Source organism: Primorskyibacter sedentarius (assembly GCF_004342065.1).
GTDB lineage: Bacteria > Pseudomonadota > Alphaproteobacteria > Rhodobacterales > Rhodobacteraceae > Primorskyibacter > Primorskyibacter sedentarius.
On record NZ_SLZU01000001.1, the window covers coordinates 1 to 19,781 of the forward strand.

Sequence of the window (19,781 nt, forward strand, 5' to 3'; positions counted from 1 at the left end):
AACAGCTTCATCTGCTCGACTTCCTGAAAGCCCCCCTGCCCGATCGTCTTGTTGGCCGCCTGGGGCGTCACCAAAAGCAGCGGCGTGTGGTTCCAATAGGCCGTCTTCACCGCCGTCACGAAATTGGTGATCCCGGGGCCGTTCTGCGCGATCATCATCGACATCTCGCCCGTCGCCCGCGTGAAACCATCCGCCATCATGCCCGCCGTGCATTCATGCGCACAGTCCCAGAACGTGATCCCGGCCTGCGGAAACAAATCCGAAATCGGCATCATCGCTGACCCGATAATCCCAAACGCATGCTCAATCCCATGCAACTGAAGCACCTTAACAAACGCCTCTTCCGTCGTCATCTTCATCGTCGTCCCTCCTTTGGAAACGGTGGATCAGAGAATTTCATCCTTGAGGTAGTACCAGCCGTAGGCCATGCGCTGGCCAAGGCGGCGGAACGGGGTCAGCAACCCGTGCGAGGGCAGCTGCGACCCGAAAATCGGCAGGTCCGGGATTTTCTGCCCGGCGATCATCTGCGCCATGCGGCGACCGGCCTGAGCGGAATACATCACCCCGTTGCCGCCATAGCCCATGGCATAGAAGATCCGCGCAGAAGCGTCGGGCTGGCAAATGCGGGGCATCATGTCATGGCTGACATCAACCCACCCCCACCAGGAATAATCGAGCCCGATCCCTTCGAGCGCCGGGAACTTGCGCGCCAGGCCTTTGCGCAGCATGGCAAGGTGCTTTTCGTTCTCCGCGTCGCGCCCAGTGACGGCACTGCGAGAGCCGATCTGCACCCGGTTATCAGGCAGCAGGCGATAGTAGTGTCGCAGCGTCCGCGTATCGGTCAGCGGCGAGGTCACCTGGATGCCGCAGTCCCGCAGCTCACTTGATGTCAGCGGGCGGGTCACCATCGAATTCGACAGGATCGGCATCAGCCGGTGCTTGGTGCGTTTGTGCAGCCCGACAGGGGTGTAGCCCGCAGTAGCGACGGCGACGGTCCTGGTCTTCACCACCCCGCCGGGCGTGCGCAGAAAATGCCACTCGCCAACCTGTTTCCAGCCCATGACGGGCGATCCGGTATGGACCTTCGCGCCCAGCCTGCGCGCCATGCGGACATAGCCGAAGGCCAGCTTTGCAGCGTGAATGCAGGTGCCGTCCGGTTCCCACATGGCGCCTGCGGCCTCGCGGTCGCGCACATGGTCTTCGTGCAGTTCTTCGCGGCTGAGCATCTTCGCGCCGTAGCCGAAGGTCTTGTTCAGCAGATCGCATTCCTTGCGCAGCCCCGCCATTACCTTGTCGCGATGGGCAATGTAGTAATGTCCGCCGGGCTGCGGATCGCATTCGATGTCATCCTCCGCAATCAGTGCCTCGAAGACGTCGAACGCTTCGGCCACTTCTGCATGCATGGCGCGCGCCACGTCCACGCCCCAGCGCTTGATCCATTGCGACCGTTTAAGCCGCCCCGAAGAGATCTGCGCCTGCCCGCCATTGCGGGTCGAACAACCCCATGCGACCGAATTCGCCTCCAGCACCACAGGCTGGCGCCCGTGATCCCTGGCAAGGTGAATGGCCGTAGACAGGCCTGTATAGCCGGACCCGATCACCACCACATCGGCTTCGCAATCGGCAATGATCGGGCCGTCATCTTCGGGCGAGGGACCGGCCGTGCCGATCCAATAGGTCGGCGCAAAGTCGCGGTTGTGACCGGGACCCGCGTCAACAATGGGATCATATTTCGGATCATAACTGGCTTTCGGCCAGCAAAGAGGGATCGAACCGTCGGGCATTTGGAACAACCTCCTGAAATGTCAGTGGGGCGGGATGTGAAAGGGTCAGGCCCTGAAGGCCGGGCGCGATTTGCGCAGCGCTTGTTTGACGACGATCTTGCCGTCTTTCAGTGTGAAGAGGTCGGCACCTTCGGCTTCGATCCGCATGCCGTTGGCATCGGTCCCCGAGAAGGTCCATTCAGACACCGCGCGATTGCCTTGCACGAAATGCGAATGGTGATCCCAATGGGCATCCTTCATTCCGGCCCAGACGGCAGAGAAAGCCTTGGCGATCGCGTCGGCGCCTCCGATCTTTATGCCGAATTTTTCGTCGCCGCCCACCGTGTAGAACACGCAGTCCTGCGCGAAATGGGTCATGACGCCGTCGATGTCGTGACGGTTGAAAGCGTCGAACGTATCGGCCAGATCCTGAGCGGTCAGCGTCTTTTCAAGGGTTTGGGTGGTCATGTCGTGTCCTTTCACGTGGCAGAGATTTCAGCGTCATCCCGGAAGGGAATGATCAGCGTGGGGATGGCAGAGCGGCGCAGCACGCGTTTGGCGACCGTGCCGAGGAAGGTCTGCGACAACCCGTGGTCATGCGTGCCCATGACGATGAGGTCGCAGCCCAGTTCTTTTGACCGGCGCAGGATCACATCTGCCGGGTATCCATCCGTCACCTCGACCGAGGTCACGAGATCGCGCGCCTTGCGGTCCTCCTCGTCCAGCGCCGCCCAGAAGCGGGCCTGACGTTCGGCCAGTAGCTTGCGCACCATCTCGTGCCGGGCCATGGTGGCGGACTTGCGGCTGTCTTCGTTCAGCACGAAAAGCTCAAACGTGATGCGCGCATCCTCTGACACCGGCTCGTTGACGTGCAGCACGTGGATCTTCGCGCCGATGGCCTGTGCCAGGCTGGCCGTGTGGCGCAGCGCGTAGGTCGAATTGCGCGACAGGTTTGTGGCGAAAAGGATGTGGGTGATCATCGGCGTCATGGCCCCTGCCCCCGCTCAGTAGCCCAGGAGCCGCGGCAGCCACAGGGACAGCTCTGGCACATAGGCGATGATGAAGATTGCGACCGTATTGATCGCGGCGAAGGGCAGCGCCCGGAGCGAGATCTCTTCGATCGAGATGTTCGAGATCCCCGACGCGATGAAGAGGTTCTCGCCCAGGGGCGGTGTCTGAAAACCGATCCCCAGCGCGCAGACCATGACCACGCCGAAATGGATCGGGTCGATGCCCACCGAATAGGCCACCGGCAGCATCACCGGCACGAGGATCAGGATCGTCGCCAGCGTCTCCATGAACATGCCCACGAAGAGCAGGAAGAAGATGATCAGCGCCCAGATGACATAAAGGTTCGAGGTCAGGTCCAGCATCGCCGCGGCGATCATCGCGGGGATCTGGTTCTCGACCAGAAGTCGGCCAAAGACTGTGGCGGTGAACAGGATCAGCAGAACCCGGCCCGTCAGCCATGTCGTGGCTTCCAGCGACTGGAACAGGGACTTCCAGGTAAGTTCGCGGTAGATCACAGCCCCCACGATCAGCGTGTAGGCGATGGCGACGATGGCGGCTTCTGTCGGGGTGAAGAAGCCCGTGTAGATACCGCCCAGGATCACAAGCGGCGCCATGAGCGACCAGAACCCCTTGTAGATCTGCGTCGTGATAAGGTTCATCGACCAGCCCTCGGCATTGCCGGAATAGCCGCGGTTGCGGGCCAGAAGGAAGTTCATCAGCAGCAGCGACGACGCGATCAGGAAAGCCGGCACGAACCCCGCGATGAAGAGCTTTGAAATCGATACCGACTGGAAGGTTCCGTGCTCGGCCACGGCCTCTGGCGGGGGCACCATGCCAAGCGCTGCGATGCCGAAGATGACCATGGGGATCGACGGCGGGATGACGATGCCAAGCCCGCCCGAAGACGCCGTGACGGCAGAGGCATAGCCACGGTCATAGCCGCGGTGGATCATCGCCGGGATCATCAGCATGCCCACCGCGGCCGTGGTGGCAGGACCGGAGCCGGAAATCGCACCGAAGAACAGGCAGGCCATGACGGTTGCCGCGGAAATGCCGCCGGTGAAGGGGCCCGCGAAGCTTTCGGCGACGTTGATCAGCCGCTTGGAAATCCCGGCAGCCTCCATCAACGCGCCCGCCAGGATGAAGGCCGGCAGCGCCATCAGCGGGAAAGACCCCACGGAGGTAAAGGCAATCTGAACGAACTTGATCGGGTTGTCGCCCAGCACGATGAACGACACCATCGACGACACGCCGAGCGCCACCGTGATCGGTGCCCCGATGACCAGAAGCAGCAGGAAAGACCCGAAGAGAAGCGTGGTGATTTCGGTTTCCATCGCTCAGACCTCCTGCAGGGCGCTGTGGCCCGAGGTTTCGGATTTGATGGCGTCAAGATCGATCTGGTCGGGGTCCGCGATCTGTTCGCCGCGCACCAGCTTGATGTAATTGACCTGAAGGATGCGGACCGTCATCAGCGTGAAGGCAACGGGCAGCACGACATAGATCCACTTCATCTCGATGCCGAGCGTCTGGCTTTTCCAGAACTTGTTCATCTTGTTGAAGACGAAGTCGTAAGACAGCCAGATGAAGGTGATGTTGAACGCCACCCAGAACAGATCGGCAAAGGCCTCGACCCATTTCACATGGCGATGCGGGAGAAAGCGGAACTGGAATGTGACGCGGTTATGGGCGCCCTTCAGCGCGGCATAGCTGGCGCCGAAGAAGACAAACCAGACGAACATGTAGACCGACAATTCCTCGATCCACGAGAACGAATAACCGAACACTTCACGCGAAACGATCTGGACGAAAAGCAGCAGGACAAAACCGCTGAGCAGCGTCCGGCAGATGATGCTTTCGATATTGTTGAAGATGCGGACCAGCATTGGGCACTCCTGTCCTGTTCGGGGAAGCGCCTGTGCGCTCCCCCGGTCCGGGCGTCCGGTACGGGGAGGGAAAACCGGTTTAGTGTGTAGCGACCGGATCGCGGCCGATTGCGGCAAGCGCTGTGTTCAGCTTCTCGATGCCGCCGATCGTTTCATAGAATTGCGGCCAGACGGCAGTGGTGGCCAGATCGATGAACTCCTGCTCTCCATCTGCCGGATCGCTGATCTGCATGCCGCGCTCGGCCAGCACGGATTTGATCTGCTCTTCCTGTTCGCGCAGGAACCGGGCAGAGAAATCGGTCGCCGCCCTGCCTGCGTCCAGCACGGCCTTTTGTTCGTCTTCCGACAGGCCCTGAAAGACCGCTTCGGACACGATCAGCGGCTCAATCGAGAACAGGTAACGCAGGTTGGTGACGTGGCTTTGAACCTCGTCGAACTTCATCGAATAGACGGTGATATAGGGATTGTCCTGACCATCCACGACCTTGGTCTGGAGCGCCGCAAAGGTTTCCGACCAGGCCATCGGGGTCGGATTGACCCCCCAGGCCTTGTACGTGGCGATCATGATCTCGTTCTTGGGCACACGGATCACCAGGTCCTGAAGATCGGCAACCGTGGTGACGGGTTTCTTGGAATTGGTCAGTACGCGAAAACCGGAATAGGCCCATCCGATGATGCGCACACCGGCATCGCGGATGGTGTTTTCGACCAGCTCCTGCCCCACCTCGCCTTGCGTCAGCGCCTCGGCATCCTCCAGGCTGAGCATCATGTAAGGCAGCGTGAGCACACCGACGCTGGGCGAAAACGGCGTGATGTTGTTGATCGCAACGATCGAGAAATCCAGCAGACCCATCGCGGCATCGTTGACGGTGTCCTGCTCGGAACCCAGCTGGCTGTTCGGGAAAAGCGTCGCCGTATGTGCGCCGCCGGTATTGGCCTCCAGCGCCTCGACGAACGCCTTGCCAAGCGCCTCTTGCGTACCCCCGGCCCCGTCGCCAACGGCAATCTTGAAATTGGTGGCCGAGGCCGGCGCTGCCGCAAGAAGTGCTGCCACCGAGACAGCCGATCCGAACCGTGCAAGTCTTCCGATGAATGTCATCCCAATCTCCCGTCTGTTTTGAATTTTTCCGCGTCGGGGGCGCTTGTCCCCGACCGCGTTGGACCTTGGTATAGGCGGTGGATAAGAGTGAAAAAATGTGCCAATTTGAAAGCAAGGTTTCATAAACAGGAAACATAGGCCCGATGCCTCGCCGTATGCTTATCCCGCAGATCGGGAATACCGATCTGAAATTGCTGCGCGTTTTCAAAACGGTGGCAGAGTGTGGCGGTGTTTCCGCAGCGGAAGGCGAGCTGAACACCGGTCGCTCAACCATATCGAAACAGCTCTCCGATCTCGAAACCCGGTTCGGGTTCCGCCTGTGCAACCGGGGGCCCGCCGGGTTCTTTCTGACCGATGAAGGCGCGCAGGTGCTTCGCGCGACCGATGCCTTGCTGGATTCGGTGCGTGATTTCCGCACGCAAGTCAACGAAGTGCGCCAGAAACTGGTGGGCACGCTGCGGATTGCCGCCTTCGATCAGTGCATCTCCAACCCCGAGGCACGGCTAAGCCATGCGTTGCGCGCGTTTTCGGAAATCGCGCCTGATGTCGATCTCGATCTGTCGCTGCTGCAGCCCAATATCATCGAGGCGCGCCTGCAAGAGGGCCATCTGGATATCGGCGTCATCGCCCAGCACCACCCCCTGCCCGGCCTCGACTACCTGCCGGTGCATGGCGAAGACATGTATCTGTATTGCGGTCGCGGCCATGCTTTCTTTGACGAACCGGAAATGCTGGATATTGAAGAGGTGCGGCGGGCGAAATATGCGGGCATCTCGTTCAACTCGCCAAATCTTCAGGTCGGCCAGACGCTGAACATGCGGTCGCGGGCCGTGGTCCAGAACGAGATGATGCTCGCCATGCTGGTGCTGTCAGGCCAATATATCGGCTTCATCCCTGCGCATATGGCCCGCCATTTCGAAGAGACCGACAAGATGCGCCGCATCCTGCCCGAGCAGATCTACTATCGCACATCCTTTGCGGCCGCGACACGCCGCGCGCCAGAGCCGAACCGGGTGACCCGCGTGTTTCTGGAGGTTCTGAAAAAGGTCTATGCCGGGGACGTGCCAGCAGGCTGACACCTGCCTTGAGGGCACGATATGGACGGGCCCTTACGCCCGCCCGGATCGCACCGCGAGGCGGTCTCAGCCCATGCGTTCGCTGGAATAGCTGCCGGGCGATGCCGGGAAGACCACTGTCTTGTTGCCGTTTTGAAACACCCGGTGATGGGCATGGGCATGGATCGCGCGCGCCAGCACCTGGCTTTCGACATCGCGCCCCAGGGACACATAGTCATCGGCCGATTGCGCATGTGTAATGCGCACGATGTCCTGTTCGATGATCGGGCCTTCGTCCAGATCGGCCGTCACGTAATGGGATGTCGCCCCGATCAGCTTTACCCCGCGCTGGAACGCTTGCTTGTAGGGATTGGCCCCTTTGAAAGATGGCAGGAAGGAATGGTGGATGTTGATGATCCGACCGGACATCTTGCGGCACATCTCGTCCGACAGGATCTGCATATAGCGCGCCAGAACGATCAGGTCGGCCTCGGTATCCTCGACCACTTGCATGATCGCGGCTTCGGCCGTTGGCTTGTTCTCTTTCGTCACCTTGATGCAATGGAAGGGAATGTCGTGATTCACCACGACTTTCTGATAATCCATGTGGTTGGAGATCACGGCGACGATATCGATGGGCAAGGCGCCGATCCGCCAGCGATACAGCAGGTCGTTCAGGCAATGCCCAAAGCGCGACACCATGATGATGACCTTCATCTTCGTGGCCTCATCATGAAAATCGTAAGACATGTCGAACTTCCGGGCGGTGTCGACAAACCCGTCGCGCAGTTTTTCCAGATCAACGCCTTCTTCGCTGGTAAAGCTGACGCGCATGAAGAAATTGCCGGTCTCCAGATCGTCGAACTGGGCGCTGTCGGTGATGTTGCACCCGTTATCGACCATATGGGTGGCGATGGCGGCCACAATGCCACGGGTCGATTTGCAGGTTACGGTCAGGGCATACTTGCTCATGTCAGTCTCCGGGTTGGACATCTGTGCAGGGCGTCTGAGCGCCGCGTTTCGGGAAAGATCAGGCCGTCAGCCCTTTGGGTTCGGGCAGGGTGTTGACGCGACAGCACGCGGTCAGCGTGTTGGCGAGAAGGCAGGCGATCGTCATCGGCCCCACCCCGCCTGGCACTGGCGTGATCGCCCCCGCCACCTCGGCAGCCGAGGCGAAATCAACATCGCCCACCAGCCGGGTGCCACCGCCGTCCTTTTCGATCCGGTTGATGCCCACATCGATGACCGTCGCCCCCGGTTTGACCCAGTCGCCCGTCACCATCTGCGGGCGCCCCACGGCGGCGACAAGGATATCGGCCTCACGGCAAACCGCTTCGATGTCGCGCGTGCGCGAATGGGCAATTGTCACGGTGCAGCTGTCGCGCAGCAGAAGTTGCGCCATCGGTTTGCCCACGATATTGGACCGGCCCACCACCACCGCGTTCAGCCCGGCAAGCGAGCCAAGCTCTTCGCGCAGCATCATCAGGCATCCCAGCGGCGTGCAGGGCACCATCGCCTTTTGCCCGGTTGCCAGAAGGCCGACATTCGAGATGTGAAACCCGTCCACATCTTTTTCAGGCGCGATGGCATTTATCACGAGGTCTTCGTTCAGATGGCCCGGCAGCGGCAGCTGCACAAGGATGCCATGCACCGCCGGGTCGGCGTTCAGCCGGGCGATCAGCGACAGCAGAGCCTCTTCGGACGTGTCCGCATCAAGCTTGTGCTCGAAGGAGGCCATGCCGCATTCCTTCGTCTGTTTGCCCTTGTTGCGTACATAGACCTGGCTTGCCGGGTCTTCGCCCACCAACACAACAGCCAGACCGGGGGTAATTCCGTGCTCTTGGGTAAGTGTGGCCACTTGCAGGGCCACCTGGGCACGCACCTTGGCGGCAAAGGCCTTGCCATCGATAATCCTGGCGGTCATGTCTCTTCTCCTGCTGCGCCCCGGGGGGGCGCGGTTATCAAAGCGTGCCATGCTCACCGGGCTGCTGACCGCATAGTCAGAATCCGTGCGTCGCTGTCACTCCACAGCAGAACGAGCATGCCTTGGCCTTGGACGCCAGTCCGAAATGCACAGCCATGCCCCTGAATCGACAGCCCAAACTCGCCCAGCTTTTCCAATACGGGGTTCATGGTTCCTTTAGTGGTCGAAATCTGGAAGGCAACGCGGCTTTCGCCCTGTGCGGTCGCGCTGAAAGGCGGCGACGCAACCTTGGGCCGCATGGCGCCGTCCACCGGAGCGCGCCCAAAGACGCGGTTGGGATAATCAGTCCGCACACGACCTGTTTGACCTGCCCGTCATGACAGTCGCATGATGGGCCCAGATTTGAACACCATGGCGCGCGAGATCGTGGCCGCTTTCACATTCAGACAGGCGGACATCCTGATCACCCCATCTATTCCGCCCGCATAGGCGACCCGGACATGACGCGACCGCCTCCAACGACAAAGGGACCGACAGTATGATCAAGACGCTCTCAGGCACCCCGGCCAGCGCCTATAGTTTCGGCACGATGCAGTTCGGCGGAAAGGCAGATGACCGTCAAAGCGCCGCGATGTACGCCATGTGCCGCGACGCAGGGATCAATTTCTTCGATACGGCCTTTGTCTATACCGATGGGCGCTCTGAAACGATCCTTGGGCAACTGCTGGCGCATGAGCGCGACCAGATCTTCCTGGCCACGAAATGCGCAGGTGACGGGTGGGGCCGCAAAAATATCCTCGACCAATTTGACCAAAGCCGCAGACGCCTTGATCAGGACATGGTCGACCTTCTTTACCTGCACCAATGGGATAGCGAAGGAAACCTTGACGAGACCTTCGAAACCCTTGCCGAGTTGGTAGAGCAAAATCGCGTGCGCCATGTCGGCGTGTCGAATTTCGCGGCCTGGCAGACGATGAAGGCGCGGGAAGTAGCGCGGAAATGCGGCATCGAAATCTCGGTCCTCCAGCCGATGTACAATCTGGTGAAACGGCAGGTCGAGGTTGAAATCCTGCCGATGGCCCTTTCCGAAGGCTTTGCCGTGTGTTCCTACTCACCGCTGGGCGGCGGGCTTCTGACCGGGAAATACGGCGCGGATGCGGGCGGCCGTCTGGTCGAAAACGACATGTACAAGGCGCGCTATGCGCAGGGCTGGATGCACCGCACTGCACAGGGGCTGACGGATCTGGCGGCGCAGATCGGCGTGTCGCCTGCAACACTTGCCGTGGCATGGGCCGCACGCCATCCCGGACTTTTCGGCCCGATCATCTCGGCCCGGTCGCCCGAGCAGTTGGAACCTTCCATCGCGGCCATCACCTTCGAAATGGATGACGCGCTCTATTCAGAAATCAGTGCACTTTCCCCTGCCCCGCCACCGGCAACGGACAGGCTGGAGGAGGCCTGACGTAGCGCGCCGGAGATGCCCCAGAAGTCTGAGGCCGCAACTATCCCTGCCGGGGGGCGAACATCGAACGCGACCGGTCCAGATGGTTCTCCATCTCGGCCACGGCCCCTTCGGCATCATTGGCGGCGATACGTTCGATAATACGGGCGTGTTCTTCCAGCGTGGCCTGCTCGAACCCCGACCAATGCAGCAAGGCGGTGTGGTATTCCTGAAGCCACCGCAGCATTGCACGTGACGCGGCTGTAATGACCGGATTCCCAAGAAGATTCGCAATGCCGGTGTGAAAGGCCATGTCCGCCTCGATGAAGCTTCGGACTTCCAGATCGTCGGTCAGGTGGGCCTCTTGTTCCGCCAGAAGGGAACGAAGGGTTCGGACATCCTCTGCGGTTGCCTTCTTTGCCGCGGCGCTTACGATTCCCAGCTCGAACATCCGGCGGGCCTCTTTGAGGTGCTCCAGATTGGCGGGCACGGCATCCAGCAGGATATTGGCTATGTTGTCGCTTTGGTCGAGAACCAGATTGGCCGACAACTCGTTCACGCGGCTGCGTTCGCCGTGGCTGATCGTGATCAACCCTTGGGTATGCAGCGCCTGCAACGCCTCGCGCACGGCGGGCCGCCCGACACTGAACCGTTCCATCAGCGCACGTTCGGAGGGCATGTAGTCGCCCGGCCCCAGTTCGCCGCTTCTGATCATCTCTCGCAAACGCTCCAGCACCTGCTCCGAAAGTTTCAGCCGCACGATCTTTTCCGATGACCCCGAAGGCGTGTCTGCAGGCATTCTTCACCGTCCCTCTTTTTGCGACCAATTCCCAGACTTTGGCAGGCCATGTCAACGCAGTTGCCGTTTCAATCCGTTGACGGCCCGGTCAATCGGCTTTAGATCAAACTGGTATGATGAGGTGATATATGCAATGACCGCGCCGTCTGCCAGTCCTTTCGAACGCCCGCTGGTCGCCTGGCTGGGCGATGATTTCACCGGTGCCGCCGCGGTGATGGAGGTTCTGACCTTCTCAGGCCTGCCGTCGATCCTCTATCTCTCCGACCCTGGGCCAGCGGTCTTGGCTGACACGCAGGGTCTGGCAGGCATCGGGATTGCCACGCTGGCGCGGTCGCAATCGCACGCATGGATGGAGGACAGGCTTCCGCAGCATTATGCGTCGCTGGATGCGACGGGTGCGGAACTGATCCATTACAAGATCTGCTCGACGCTTGATTCCTCGCCCACGGTCGGGTCAATCGGCAAGGCGACAGAGCTTGGGCTGCGGCATTTCGGACAGGCGCCGGTGCCGGTGGTGACCGCCGCGCCCCCGCTGCGGCGCTACCAATGCTTCGGTTCGCTCTTTTGTTCGGCGGCTGACAAGGTGCACCGGCTCGACCGGCATCCCGTCATGGCGCATCACCCCGTCACACCGATGACAGAGGCGGACGTGGCCCGCCACCTTTCGGCCCAGACCGACATCCCCACGGGCTGCATCGATCTTGAGGATATCGCGCAGGGGCGCGCAGAAGCGAAGATGGCGGCGGCGGCCAACATCTGGACAGTGGATCTGGTGTCAGAGGCGCAGCAGGCAGAGGTCGGCGCGCTGCTGTGGACCGGTCGCAAGAACCGCCGCTTTGTCGTGGGATCGCAAGGCATCGAATATGCTCTGGTCTCTCACCTGCGCGGTTGTGGCCTGCTGGAGGAGGTCCCCGAACCGAAAGGGCTGGGCCGGATCGACCGGTTTGCCGTGGTTTCAGGCTCGGTCTCGCCCATAACCGCCGCACAGATCGCATGGGCGCGCCAGAACGGCTTTGCCACTGTCAGGCTTGATGCTGCCAGCCTTTGCCGTGGGGGCAACGCGGCCAGCGACGCGCTGGACAGTGCTGCGGCCGCGGCACATGCGGCACTGGCGCAAGGCACCCCGCCCATCATCTTTTCCGCCGAGGGGCCGGACGATCCGGCGCTGGACGAAGTGCGCAATGCGTCGGGCGGCGATATGGACCGGGCGAACGATGTCATCGGGCGCGCGCTTGGCCGGATCATGCGCGGCCTTGTCGATGATCTGGGGCTGCGGCGCATTGCCGTGTCGGGCGGCGACACGTCCGGCCGGGTCTGCGAAGCGCTGGGGATTTACGCGCTGGACGCCGCGGCCCCCACCATCCCCGGCGCCGCGATCTGCCGGGCGCGTGCCAATGGCCCGATGGACGGGCTGGAAATTGCGTTGAAAGGCGGTCAGATGGGCTCGCCCGATTATTTCGGCTGGGTGCGTGACGGAGGAGGAGCACGGCAATGACGTCAAAACGGTTTGAAGCGACCTATGAAATCGAAAGCCCCGTCGGGCTGGAGCGCGCCGCCGCCGTCATTGCCGGGGAACAGTCCACCGGCACCTTCGTGCGGCTCGCATCCGAGACCGACGATCTGCGGGCGCGTTCCGCAGCACGGGTGGAGGAGATCAGGGTCACGCGCATCTCTGCGCACCCGTCGCTGCCCTGCCGCAAGACCGGCGAGAGCTATGAACGTGGCATCGTCCGGCTTAGCTGGCCCATGGACAATATCGGCCCGTCCCTGCCCAACCTGATGGCAACCATCGCGGGCAACCTGTTTGAACTGGCAGAGACCTCTGCGATCCGCCTGATCGACCTTGTTCTGCCCGAAAGCTTTGCCCGCGCAATGCCGGGACCGGCCCATGGCATCGCGGGGACCCGCGCGCTGATGGGCGTGCCCGAAGGTCCCATGATTGGCACGATCATCAAACCGAGCATCGGGTTGAGCGTCGAAGATACCGCCAGCCTCGTCGGCACGTTGGCGCAGGCGCGCGTCGATTTCATCAAGGATGACGAATTGCAGGCCAACGGGCCGGGCAATCCGCTGGAAGACCGGGCCCGCGCGGTGATGGATGTCCTTAACCGCGACGCAGACGCCACCGGCAAGAAGGTCATGTATGCCTTCAACATCACCGGCGAGATTGATGAGATGGCCCGCCAGGTGGAACTGTTGGAGCGGCTGGGTGCCACCTGCGCGATGATCTCGCTGAACTGGGTCGGGCTTAGCGGTATCCGTTTTCTGCGGGAACGCACCGCGCTTCCCATTCACGGGCACAGAAACGGCTGGGGGCTGATGTCGCGTTCTCCCGATATCGGGATGAGCTATACCGTGCAGCAGAAAATCTGGCGCATGGCCGGGGCGGACCATCTGCATGTGAACGGGCTCGACAACAAATTCACCGAACCCGACGAAGTGGTGATGGAGGCTGCCCGCGCCGTGCAGTCAGAGCTTCCCGGCACCAAGCGCACCGCCCTTCCGGTGTTTTCCTCGGGCCAGACGGTCTGGCAGATGGGGCCAAGTGCGGCCTTCCTTGGAAATCAGGATTTTCTTTACTGTGCCGGCGGCGGGATCATGAGCCATCCGGGCGGCCCCGGTGCGGGCGTCACCTCACTGCGCCAATCCGCCGATGCCGCACGGGCCGGTATTCCGGTAGAAGATTACGCCAAAGACCACCCGCAACTTGCCGAGGCGCTGAAGGCGTTTCGCTGAGAAATTGAGGCCGAACGGTACAATATCCCGGTGAGCGACGGCCTTCGCAGATGGCTGCGTCAGACCTCCCGACAAGGCGGCGTCGCGCAATTCTGGCGCCCTCTGTCACCGACAGGGGTTGCTGCCCAGGACGGCGTTGGGCTGCGCCCCCAGCCCAATTCGACACGACAGGTTCTGTCGATCACCGGACCTGCCGCAGGTTGGACGGGTGGCGGCATTCACCGCCGCCCTACAAGCCGTTCTTCCGCAGCCCGCTCCGCTCCACGACCCTTACCAAGGCGATAGGCCACGAAAAAGCGCCCCCGGATGAACCGGGGGCGCTGCACTGGCCTTCAAGAGGAGTTATTTGGAGGCCAGTTGTTCAGGCAAGCGGAACGTCCAGAGCATGCCACCTTGGTTGAGGTAGTTGACCTTCTTGGCAACTTCGCCACCCCAGAGCGGAACCGCCCCGCCCCAGCCGGAGATCACGGTCACATATTGCTCGCCATCCTGTTCCCAGGTGATGGGCTGACCGACGATGCCAGAGCCAGTCTGGAAGGACCAAAGCACCTCGCCCGTTTCGTCATCAAAGGCGATGAACTTGCCCTCGGGCGTGCCGGTGAAGACCAGACCGCCAGCGGTGGTCATGACACCTGCCCAAAGCGGCGCGTCGTTCTTGTATTCCCACTTGATCTCGCCGCTATCGGGGTCGATCGCCTTCAGGCTGCCAATGTGGTCTTCGTAGTTGGGCTTGATGGTGAAACCGGACCCAAGATAGGCCGCGCCCTTCTTGTAGGTGATCGGCTCGTTCCAGATGTCCATGCCCCATTCGTTCGAAGGCACGTAGAACAGGCCCGTCGTGGGCGAATGCGCCATCGGCATCCAGTTCTTGCCACCAAGGAAGGATGGCGAGGAAAAGACCACCTCACCCTTCTTGCCATCGGCAGCGGCGGACGGATCGCCGGGGCGGTTGGGCTCGTTGAAAATGGGACGGCCGGTGTCGTCGATGCCGTCGGCCCAGGTGATGTCCTTGACGAAGGGCACGGCCGAAACGAACGCACCGTCTTCGCGGTTGAGCACGTAGAAGAACCCGTTGCGGTCAGCAGTGGCGAAACGCTTGTTGCCGTCGCGGTCGGTATAGGCCACCACTTCGTTCACGCCGTCATAGTCCCAGCCTTCGCGCGGGGTGGTCTGGAAATGCCACTTGATCTCGCCGGTTGCCGGATCGATGCCCAGACGTGACGCCGCATAAAGGTTGTCACCGGCATTGCCCTCTACCGGGGTGCCAGCGTTGCGCAGGTGGCTGTTCCAAGGCGCCGGGTTCCCCGTGCCAAAGACCAGCGTATCGGTGTCGGCATCATACGACCCGCCCAGCCAGGTCGCCCCGCCACCGGTTTTCCACATATCCCCCGGCCAAGTCGCGTTGAGCGTGCCCGTCATGGTGCTTTCTTCGCCGTTCAGCATGCCCATATGGCCTTCGATCACCGGGCGTTCCCAGACCAGATCGCCGGTTTCAGCGTCACGCGCCTGAACGGAGCCGACGATGCCGAATTCGCCGCCCGAATTGCCGGTGACAATCAGGCCGTTCACGATCAACGGTGCTGCCGTATAGCTGTAGCCCGCCTTGTAATCGGCGATCTTCTTGTTCCAGACCGTATCCCCGGTTTTCGCATTCAGCGCCACAATGCGGGCATCTAGCGTGCCGAAATAGATGTTCTCGCCATAGATCGCGGCACCGCGATTGACCACGTCACAGCACGGCAGAATGCCTTCGGGCAAACGCGCGTCATACTGCCAAATCTCTTCGCCGGTTTTCACATCGATCGCATACAGTCTGGAATAGGACCCGGTGATATACATGATCCCGTCATGCACCAGCGGCTGGGTTTCCTGCCCGCGCTGCTTTTCACCACCAAGCGAGAATGCCCAGGCCGGCACGAGGTTCTTCACATTGTCCTTGTTGAGAATTTCGAGCGGCGAGTGGCGTTGCAGATGACGCCCCATCCCGTTGGTCAGCACGTCGCCCGTCGAGGCCGTGTCATTGGCCAGCATCTCTTCCGTGACGCCGGCACCATGGCCTTCGGCAAGCGCGGACGTGGCCAGCAAACCTGCGGTGACGGCGATTAAAAACTTGTTCATGTCTAGATCTCCTCCCGGAACCCCGACGCTCGGGGCCTATTTGGCGGGCAGTGCCCTTTGGGCGGCACGTTCCTGCACGTACTATTCGCGCAAACAGGCGATCGAGATATTGGATATTGGTCGTAAGACCATTTGCGGCTTGACAGACAGGATGGCCCGTCTGCCGCGCCCAGAAACCCTGCCGACAGTCAGCAGCGCCCAGACGCGACAGTCGGACGTTCTGCAGAGTGTCAGGCAGGGATTTGCGGCTTTCGCAGGCCGTGCAAGGTGGCGTTCAAACGGCCAATGGCTCACAAAGCAAAGGACTGGGGCCGCGACACACGAGGTTCAACGGTGCATCTTCAGAACAAGGGGGCGTATTTCCAGTTATCCGCGTCAGGCGTCACTTCGTCCGGGTCGTAGCCTGCGGCCTGCAGGCGTTGAGCGACCGCCAGACCGTCGCGCGCCGCATCATCGATATATTGCCGCCCCAGCGTTTCGTTCCCCGCCACGCCGTGCCCGCGCAGCAGATCCAGACCATAGTTGAATTTCCCCACCGTATCGCCAAGTTGGGCCGCGCGCCTGTCCCATTCGGCTGCGGCATCGGGATCGTAATCTGCGCCCAGCCCGTTATTATCCAGCTGGCTCATCCATGTCATGGCACCCGTATACCCCGCCTCTGCGCAGTTCTGGAAAAGGGTTCGCGCCGAGGTATGATCGCCCGATTTCGTCAGCGCATAGCCCATGGAACACAGCACCATCCCGGTCTCGCCCCTTTCGGCGCGGTCGGTGAAGGATTGCCATGTCATCTCGTCAGGATTGAGCGTGCCCAGCTCTGCGGCAGTCTCCGCAAAAACGGGCGTGGCAAGGACGGTAGCGATGATGGCGAGCTTTTTCATGCAAAGGAGCATACGGCAAACTGTCGGAAATTTGTACCCGGCTTGTGGTCGTAGAGGTGCCTGCACCGCTTCCGCCATGGAAACCGAAGTGCCCCTACTCCGTCGGGCGGAAGGCTGCGCCCCAGGGGAAACGCCCGACCTTGATGGATTTGACAGCCTTGCGCGCGGCCACATCAATCACCGTGACATCGCCGGAGACGCCATTGGTGGTAAACAGCTGCGTGCGATCCCTGTTGAAGGCCATGTGCCAGACACGCCGCCCGACCAGAATGTAATCCTCAACCTCGTAGGTATCGGCATTGACGACGGCAACATGGTTGGACGGTCCAAGTGCGACGAAAGCATGCGTGTCCCCTTCGGCAAATTCAAAGCCGACAGGCTGCACGCGGTCAGGATGCACGCCCTGTACCTCGAAGCCGAACTTCGCCTTTTCGGCCTGCGTTTCGGTGTCGAACACCGTGATCGTGCCGCCGATTTCCGAGCTCACCCACAGCTCTGCTCCGTCCTTGACGAATTCGGCATGGCGGGGGCGGCTGTCGACAAGCGTATTGGCAAAGAGCTGCTGCGTTTCGGTATCGATCCAATGCGCCATATTGGTGGTTTCGGACGTGGTGATCGCGATCCTGCCATCGGGGGACACCGCCATGCCTTCGGGTTCAATGCCAACATCAATCTGCGCCACGACCTTGCGGGTTTCGGTATCGACCACGGTTGTGATCGCGTCGTCCTCGTTGGCGATGTAAAGATGCCGGTCATCGGGGTGCAGCACGAATTGTTCGGGGTCGGCGCCCGAGGGCAGGTCATGCAGGATCTTGCCGGTGGCGGGATCCATCACCTGCACGGCGTTGCTGTCGGATGCACAGATATAGGCGCGCGAGAAATCCCGGGAAAAGGTGATGCCACGCGGCCGCTCGCCGGTCTCGTAGGTCTGGACCACCTCCAGCGTTTCAGTCGAGATGACGGAAACGGTGTTGTCCTTTTCATTGGTCACCCAGATTTCGTCGGCAAGGACGGGCTGGGCGAACATCAGGCAGGCTGTTGCAACTCGGATCATTCAAAGGCCTCGCATTTGCTTTCGGGGCGGTCGAGCCCCAGGCTGTCAAGCTCGTTGTTCTGGTGCAGGAACCCTTCAAGCGGGGCCTGCGCCACAAGTGCGCGGGGATGTGCGATGGCAATGGGCTGTCGCATCTGGCCGTTCCAGTCGCGGAACGTCAGCGGGCGCCCCTTGAACCCGGCCAGCTCGAATTCATCGGACAGGATATAGCTGCGCAGCGTCTGCGGGTCCGACGCATTCGTGCGCGTCACTGCTTCGCCCAATGTGCGCAAGGCCGCCCAGGCGGCGTAGTCCTGCGATGTCATCTCGCGCCCGTGCATCTCTTCGAACCGCGACTGAAGCTGTGCAGCCCCCCACTGTTCGATCACCGGCGACCAGCCCACGGCGCTCAGCCCCTCCGACCCCACAACGGGACGGGCCTGCCACGTGTTGTAAAGCACGTAACGTCCGAAATCATGCAGCTCGTCAGCAACGATCAACGCGTCATAATCGCCCAATTCCTGCGTGAATAGCGGGATCTCCTGGGCGGCGCTGCGCCGCATGTCTGCATCGAATGCCCATTCCTTTTCGGCAGACAGGCGCAGCCCGAACTTGGTTAGACTGTGCCGCAAAGCGGACGCATAGGCCTGATCCTGCGGACGCGTGCCCGCGATCATCACCAGATCCGTCCAGCGTTTCTGCACCAGAACCTGCGCGAGCGCATCTGTCCGCATCGCATCAGACGGCGATGTGTGAAACAGGTTCGCGCGGCAGGCATTGTCCCGCAGGGCCACGTCGCCAGAGGAAGTATTGAAGATCATCGCGCCCTGCGCCTCTGGCAGGTCCGCGATCTGCACCAGCACCTCTGCCGGGGCGTCGACCACCAGAAACCGCGTTGCCGCCAGAAGCGCCTTTGCCGTGGCAAGCGGGTCATCGCCCTCTGGCACGACAGCCTCTGTCATCTCGTATCCATGGCCAAGGAACCTGCCCGTCACAAGGTTGTCCTGAAGCGCGGTCCGCGCCCCGGCAAGGCCATCGTCATCGGGGATCGGATCAAGGTTCGACAGCACGGCCGCGCGCGGCTGTTCAACGGCAAGATAACCGATGTTCAACGTGACCTCGGCCGTCGCGAAAGACGCCCAAAGCATCGCCGCACAGGTGGACAGAAGTCGGTGAAGGCTGTTGCGTTTCATGGGCTGACGCTATCAAGGCCAATGATGCGGCAGGAATGCGACTTTGGTCCTGTTCAGGGTGAATCGCAACCAAAGTCCAATACCCCACCCCGGATGCGCTGGCATACTTCACTGCAAACGGATTGCAGAAGTTTCGGGAGGACAACTATGAACTCGACATCGCTCAAAGGGCTCTTGGCACTAGGCTGCCTGCTTGCCACCACCACGCTGACGCATGCGCATGGCGACGTCGCCCCGCAAGCCGTGGACACGACCGGATTGCCGGAGAATGGCGAGGAATGGCTGACCGAAAACCCGTATCGCGCGGAAACCGCTGGCGAAGAGGTTTGGCTGAAAGCGGTCGAGATCGGTGCCTCGGGTTACAACCAGAACTGCGCGCGCTGCCACGGGCTCGAAGTCGTGTCAGGCGGGCTTGCCCCCGACCTGCGCTTCCTTGAGGCCGAGGAATACGGCGACGAATGGTACATTGAGCGGTTCCGCGAAGGCTACACCCAGAACGGCACCACCAAGATGCCCGCCTTCGGCGAACTTCTGGGGCAGGACGCGGCCTGGGCGATCCGGACCTATGTCGAAACGCGCCCCGACAGCGATCAGATGGAAGAATATTCCGACGAGCTGAAGGCGCTGCGAGACGAGCTGGCCACATATGCCACCGATGCGGGCGGGGCCGATACCGATGCGCTGAAATCACGTCTGGGCGAGATTGCCACCCAGATCGAGACGCTCTCGGGTGCTCCCGTGGCCGACAGCGTCGCCTACCGCGCGGCCAACCTGATCGACGGTTCGCCCGAGGCGTTCAAAACCGCGGCAGAGACGCTCACCATCGGTCTGTCTGCCGCCCACTGACA

19 protein-coding genes are annotated in these 19,781 nt (G+C 61.4%); 5 read left to right on the top strand and 14 right to left on the bottom strand.

The genetic code is table 11. The features are described from left to right. From EDD52_RS00005 to EDD52_RS00035, 7 genes are all read right to left on the bottom strand, one after another. The coding region (locus tag EDD52_RS00005) for a thiamine pyrophosphate-binding protein (protein ID WP_243651790.1) at positions 1-359 on the bottom strand (359 nt) is incomplete at its 3' end. 27 nt (positions 360-386) lie between these two features. Next, positions 387-1,784, bottom strand: a complete 1,398-nt coding sequence (locus EDD52_RS00010) for an NAD(P)/FAD-dependent oxidoreductase (RefSeq protein WP_132240982.1) — start codon at positions 1,782-1,784, stop codon at positions 387-389. 45 nt (positions 1,785-1,829) lie between these two features. Then, entirely contained in the window at positions 1,830-2,231 is a 402-nt protein-coding gene (locus EDD52_RS00015) for a nuclear transport factor 2 family protein (protein ID WP_132240983.1), read from the bottom strand. A gap of 11 nt (positions 2,232-2,242) precedes the next feature. Next, positions 2,243-2,752 (bottom strand): universal stress protein, encoded by a 510-nt coding sequence (locus EDD52_RS00020; protein ID WP_132240984.1) that lies wholly within the window; start codon positions 2,750-2,752, stop codon positions 2,243-2,245. A 15-nt stretch (positions 2,753-2,767) separates the two neighbouring features. Continuing rightward, a complete protein-coding gene (locus EDD52_RS00025) occupies positions 2,768-4,108 on the bottom strand; it encodes a TRAP transporter large permease (RefSeq protein WP_132240985.1) in 1,341 nt (446 codons plus the stop codon). Positions 4,109-4,111: 3 nt separating this feature from the next. Next, a complete protein-coding gene (locus EDD52_RS00030; protein ID WP_132240986.1) occupies positions 4,112-4,657 on the bottom strand; it encodes a TRAP transporter small permease in 546 nt (181 codons plus the stop codon). A 79-nt stretch (positions 4,658-4,736) separates the two neighbouring features. Then, the gene (locus EDD52_RS00035) at positions 4,737-5,756 is read right to left on the bottom strand and encodes a TRAP transporter substrate-binding protein (RefSeq protein ID WP_132240987.1); all 1,020 of its coding nucleotides are present in this window, start codon (positions 5,754-5,756) and stop codon (positions 4,737-4,739) included. A 143-nt stretch (positions 5,757-5,899) separates the two neighbouring features. Here EDD52_RS00035 and EDD52_RS00040 point away from each other — a divergent pair, with 143 nt between their 5' ends. Then, entirely contained in the window at positions 5,900-6,832 is a 933-nt protein-coding gene (locus EDD52_RS00040; RefSeq protein WP_132240988.1) for a LysR family transcriptional regulator, read from the top strand. A gap of 66 nt (positions 6,833-6,898) precedes the next feature. On the opposite strand, the gene purU is transcribed toward EDD52_RS00040, so the two are convergent. Together purU and folD are read right to left on the bottom strand one after the other, a co-directional pair. Next, positions 6,899-7,783 (bottom strand): formyltetrahydrofolate deformylase, encoded by an 885-nt coding sequence (purU, locus tag EDD52_RS00045; RefSeq protein ID WP_132240989.1) that lies wholly within the window; start codon positions 7,781-7,783, stop codon positions 6,899-6,901. Positions 7,784-7,841: 58 nt separating this feature from the next. Next, the gene (gene folD / locus EDD52_RS00050; RefSeq protein ID WP_132240990.1) at positions 7,842-8,735 is read right to left on the bottom strand and encodes a bifunctional methylenetetrahydrofolate dehydrogenase/methenyltetrahydrofolate cyclohydrolase FolD; all 894 of its coding nucleotides are present in this window, start codon (positions 8,733-8,735) and stop codon (positions 7,842-7,844) included. A 538-nt stretch (positions 8,736-9,273) separates the two neighbouring features. Between folD and EDD52_RS00055 the strand changes: the two genes are divergently transcribed. After that, positions 9,274-10,197: an aldo/keto reductase gene (locus EDD52_RS00055; RefSeq protein WP_132240991.1), complete on the top strand. Its 924-nt coding sequence runs from the start codon at positions 9,274-9,276 to the stop codon at positions 10,195-10,197. A 40-nt stretch (positions 10,198-10,237) separates the two neighbouring features. On the opposite strand, the gene nanR is transcribed toward EDD52_RS00055, so the two are convergent. Continuing rightward, on the bottom strand, positions 10,238-10,975 hold the full coding sequence (gene nanR / locus EDD52_RS00060) for a transcriptional regulator NanR (protein WP_132240992.1): 738 nt from the start codon (positions 10,973-10,975) through the stop codon (positions 10,238-10,240). 133 nt (positions 10,976-11,108) lie between these two features. Here nanR and EDD52_RS00065 point away from each other — a divergent pair, with 133 nt between their 5' ends. Next, positions 11,109-12,470 carry a four-carbon acid sugar kinase family protein gene (locus tag EDD52_RS00065; protein ID WP_132240993.1) on the top strand — a complete coding sequence of 454 codons (1,362 nt, stop codon included), beginning with the start codon at positions 11,109-11,111 and terminating at the stop codon, positions 12,468-12,470. After that, positions 12,467-13,711, top strand: coding sequence for a ribulose-bisphosphate carboxylase large subunit family protein (locus tag EDD52_RS00070; RefSeq protein ID WP_132240994.1), 1,245 nt, complete (start codon positions 12,467-12,469; stop codon positions 13,709-13,711). Before EDD52_RS00065 ends, EDD52_RS00070 begins: the two co-directional genes overlap by 4 nt. A 342-nt stretch (positions 13,712-14,053) precedes the next feature. On the opposite strand, the gene EDD52_RS00075 is transcribed toward EDD52_RS00070, so the two are convergent. The 4 genes from EDD52_RS00075 to EDD52_RS00090 all read right to left on the bottom strand — a co-directional run bounded on the left by EDD52_RS00075 (position 14,054) and on the right by EDD52_RS00090 (position 18,933). Next, positions 14,054-15,829 (bottom strand): PQQ-dependent methanol/ethanol family dehydrogenase, encoded by a 1,776-nt coding sequence (locus tag EDD52_RS00075; protein WP_132240995.1) that lies wholly within the window; start codon positions 15,827-15,829, stop codon positions 14,054-14,056. A 341-nt stretch (positions 15,830-16,170) separates the two neighbouring features. Continuing rightward, entirely contained in the window at positions 16,171-16,707 is a 537-nt protein-coding gene (locus tag EDD52_RS00080; RefSeq protein WP_132240996.1) for a tetratricopeptide repeat protein, read from the bottom strand. Between the two features lie 94 nt (positions 16,708-16,801). Beyond that, a complete protein-coding gene (locus tag EDD52_RS00085; protein ID WP_132240997.1) occupies positions 16,802-17,761 on the bottom strand; it encodes a YVTN family beta-propeller repeat protein in 960 nt (319 codons plus the stop codon). After that, positions 17,758-18,933: an ABC transporter substrate-binding protein gene (locus tag EDD52_RS00090; RefSeq protein WP_132240998.1), complete on the bottom strand. Its 1,176-nt coding sequence runs from the start codon at positions 18,931-18,933 to the stop codon at positions 17,758-17,760. The genes EDD52_RS00085 and EDD52_RS00090 overlap by 4 nt, the downstream gene beginning before the upstream one ends. Positions 18,934-19,080: 147 nt before the next feature. Between EDD52_RS00090 and pedF the strand changes: the two genes are divergently transcribed. Beyond that, positions 19,081-19,779 (top strand): cytochrome c-550 PedF, encoded by a 699-nt coding sequence (gene pedF, locus EDD52_RS00095; RefSeq protein WP_132240999.1) that lies wholly within the window; start codon positions 19,081-19,083, stop codon positions 19,777-19,779. Positions 19,780-19,781 lie beyond the last annotated feature (2 nt).

Bases quoted from the DNA above. Each gene is read 5' to 3' on its own strand.
- EDD52_RS00010 (WP_132240982.1), bottom strand. From the start codon at position 1,784: ATGCCCGACGGTTCGATCCCTCTTTGCTGGCCGAAAGCCAGTTATGAT.
- EDD52_RS00015 (WP_132240983.1), bottom strand. From the start codon at position 2,231: ATGACCACCCAAACCCTTGAAAAGACGCTGACCGCTCAGGATCTGGCC.
- EDD52_RS00020 (WP_132240984.1), bottom strand. From the start codon at position 2,752: ATGACGCCGATGATCACCCACATCCTTTTCGCCACAAACCTGTCGCGC.
- EDD52_RS00025 (WP_132240985.1), bottom strand. From the start codon at position 4,108: ATGGAAACCGAAATCACCACGCTTCTCTTCGGGTCTTTCCTGCTGCTT.
- EDD52_RS00030 (WP_132240986.1), bottom strand. From the start codon at position 4,657: ATGCTGGTCCGCATCTTCAACAATATCGAAAGCATCATCTGCCGGACG.
- EDD52_RS00035 (WP_132240987.1), bottom strand. From the start codon at position 5,756: ATGACATTCATCGGAAGACTTGCACGGTTCGGATCGGCTGTCTCGGTG.
- EDD52_RS00040 (WP_132240988.1), top strand. From the start codon at position 5,900: ATGCCTCGCCGTATGCTTATCCCGCAGATCGGGAATACCGATCTGAAA.
- purU (WP_132240989.1), bottom strand. From the start codon at position 7,783: ATGAGCAAGTATGCCCTGACCGTAACCTGCAAATCGACCCGTGGCATT.
- folD (WP_132240990.1), bottom strand. From the start codon at position 8,735: ATGACCGCCAGGATTATCGATGGCAAGGCCTTTGCCGCCAAGGTGCGT.
- EDD52_RS00055 (WP_132240991.1), top strand. From the start codon at position 9,274: ATGATCAAGACGCTCTCAGGCACCCCGGCCAGCGCCTATAGTTTCGGC.
- nanR (WP_132240992.1), bottom strand. From the start codon at position 10,975: ATGCCTGCAGACACGCCTTCGGGGTCATCGGAAAAGATCGTGCGGCTG.
- EDD52_RS00065 (WP_132240993.1), top strand. From the start codon at position 11,109: ATGACCGCGCCGTCTGCCAGTCCTTTCGAACGCCCGCTGGTCGCCTGG.
- EDD52_RS00070 (WP_132240994.1), top strand. From the start codon at position 12,467: ATGACGTCAAAACGGTTTGAAGCGACCTATGAAATCGAAAGCCCCGTC.
- EDD52_RS00075 (WP_132240995.1), bottom strand. From the start codon at position 15,829: ATGAACAAGTTTTTAATCGCCGTCACCGCAGGTTTGCTGGCCACGTCC.
- EDD52_RS00080 (WP_132240996.1), bottom strand. From the start codon at position 16,707: ATGAAAAAGCTCGCCATCATCGCTACCGTCCTTGCCACGCCCGTTTTT.
- EDD52_RS00085 (WP_132240997.1), bottom strand. From the start codon at position 17,761: ATGATCCGAGTTGCAACAGCCTGCCTGATGTTCGCCCAGCCCGTCCTT.
- EDD52_RS00090 (WP_132240998.1), bottom strand. From the start codon at position 18,933: ATGAAACGCAACAGCCTTCACCGACTTCTGTCCACCTGTGCGGCGATG.
- pedF (WP_132240999.1), top strand. From the start codon at position 19,081: ATGAACTCGACATCGCTCAAAGGGCTCTTGGCACTAGGCTGCCTGCTT.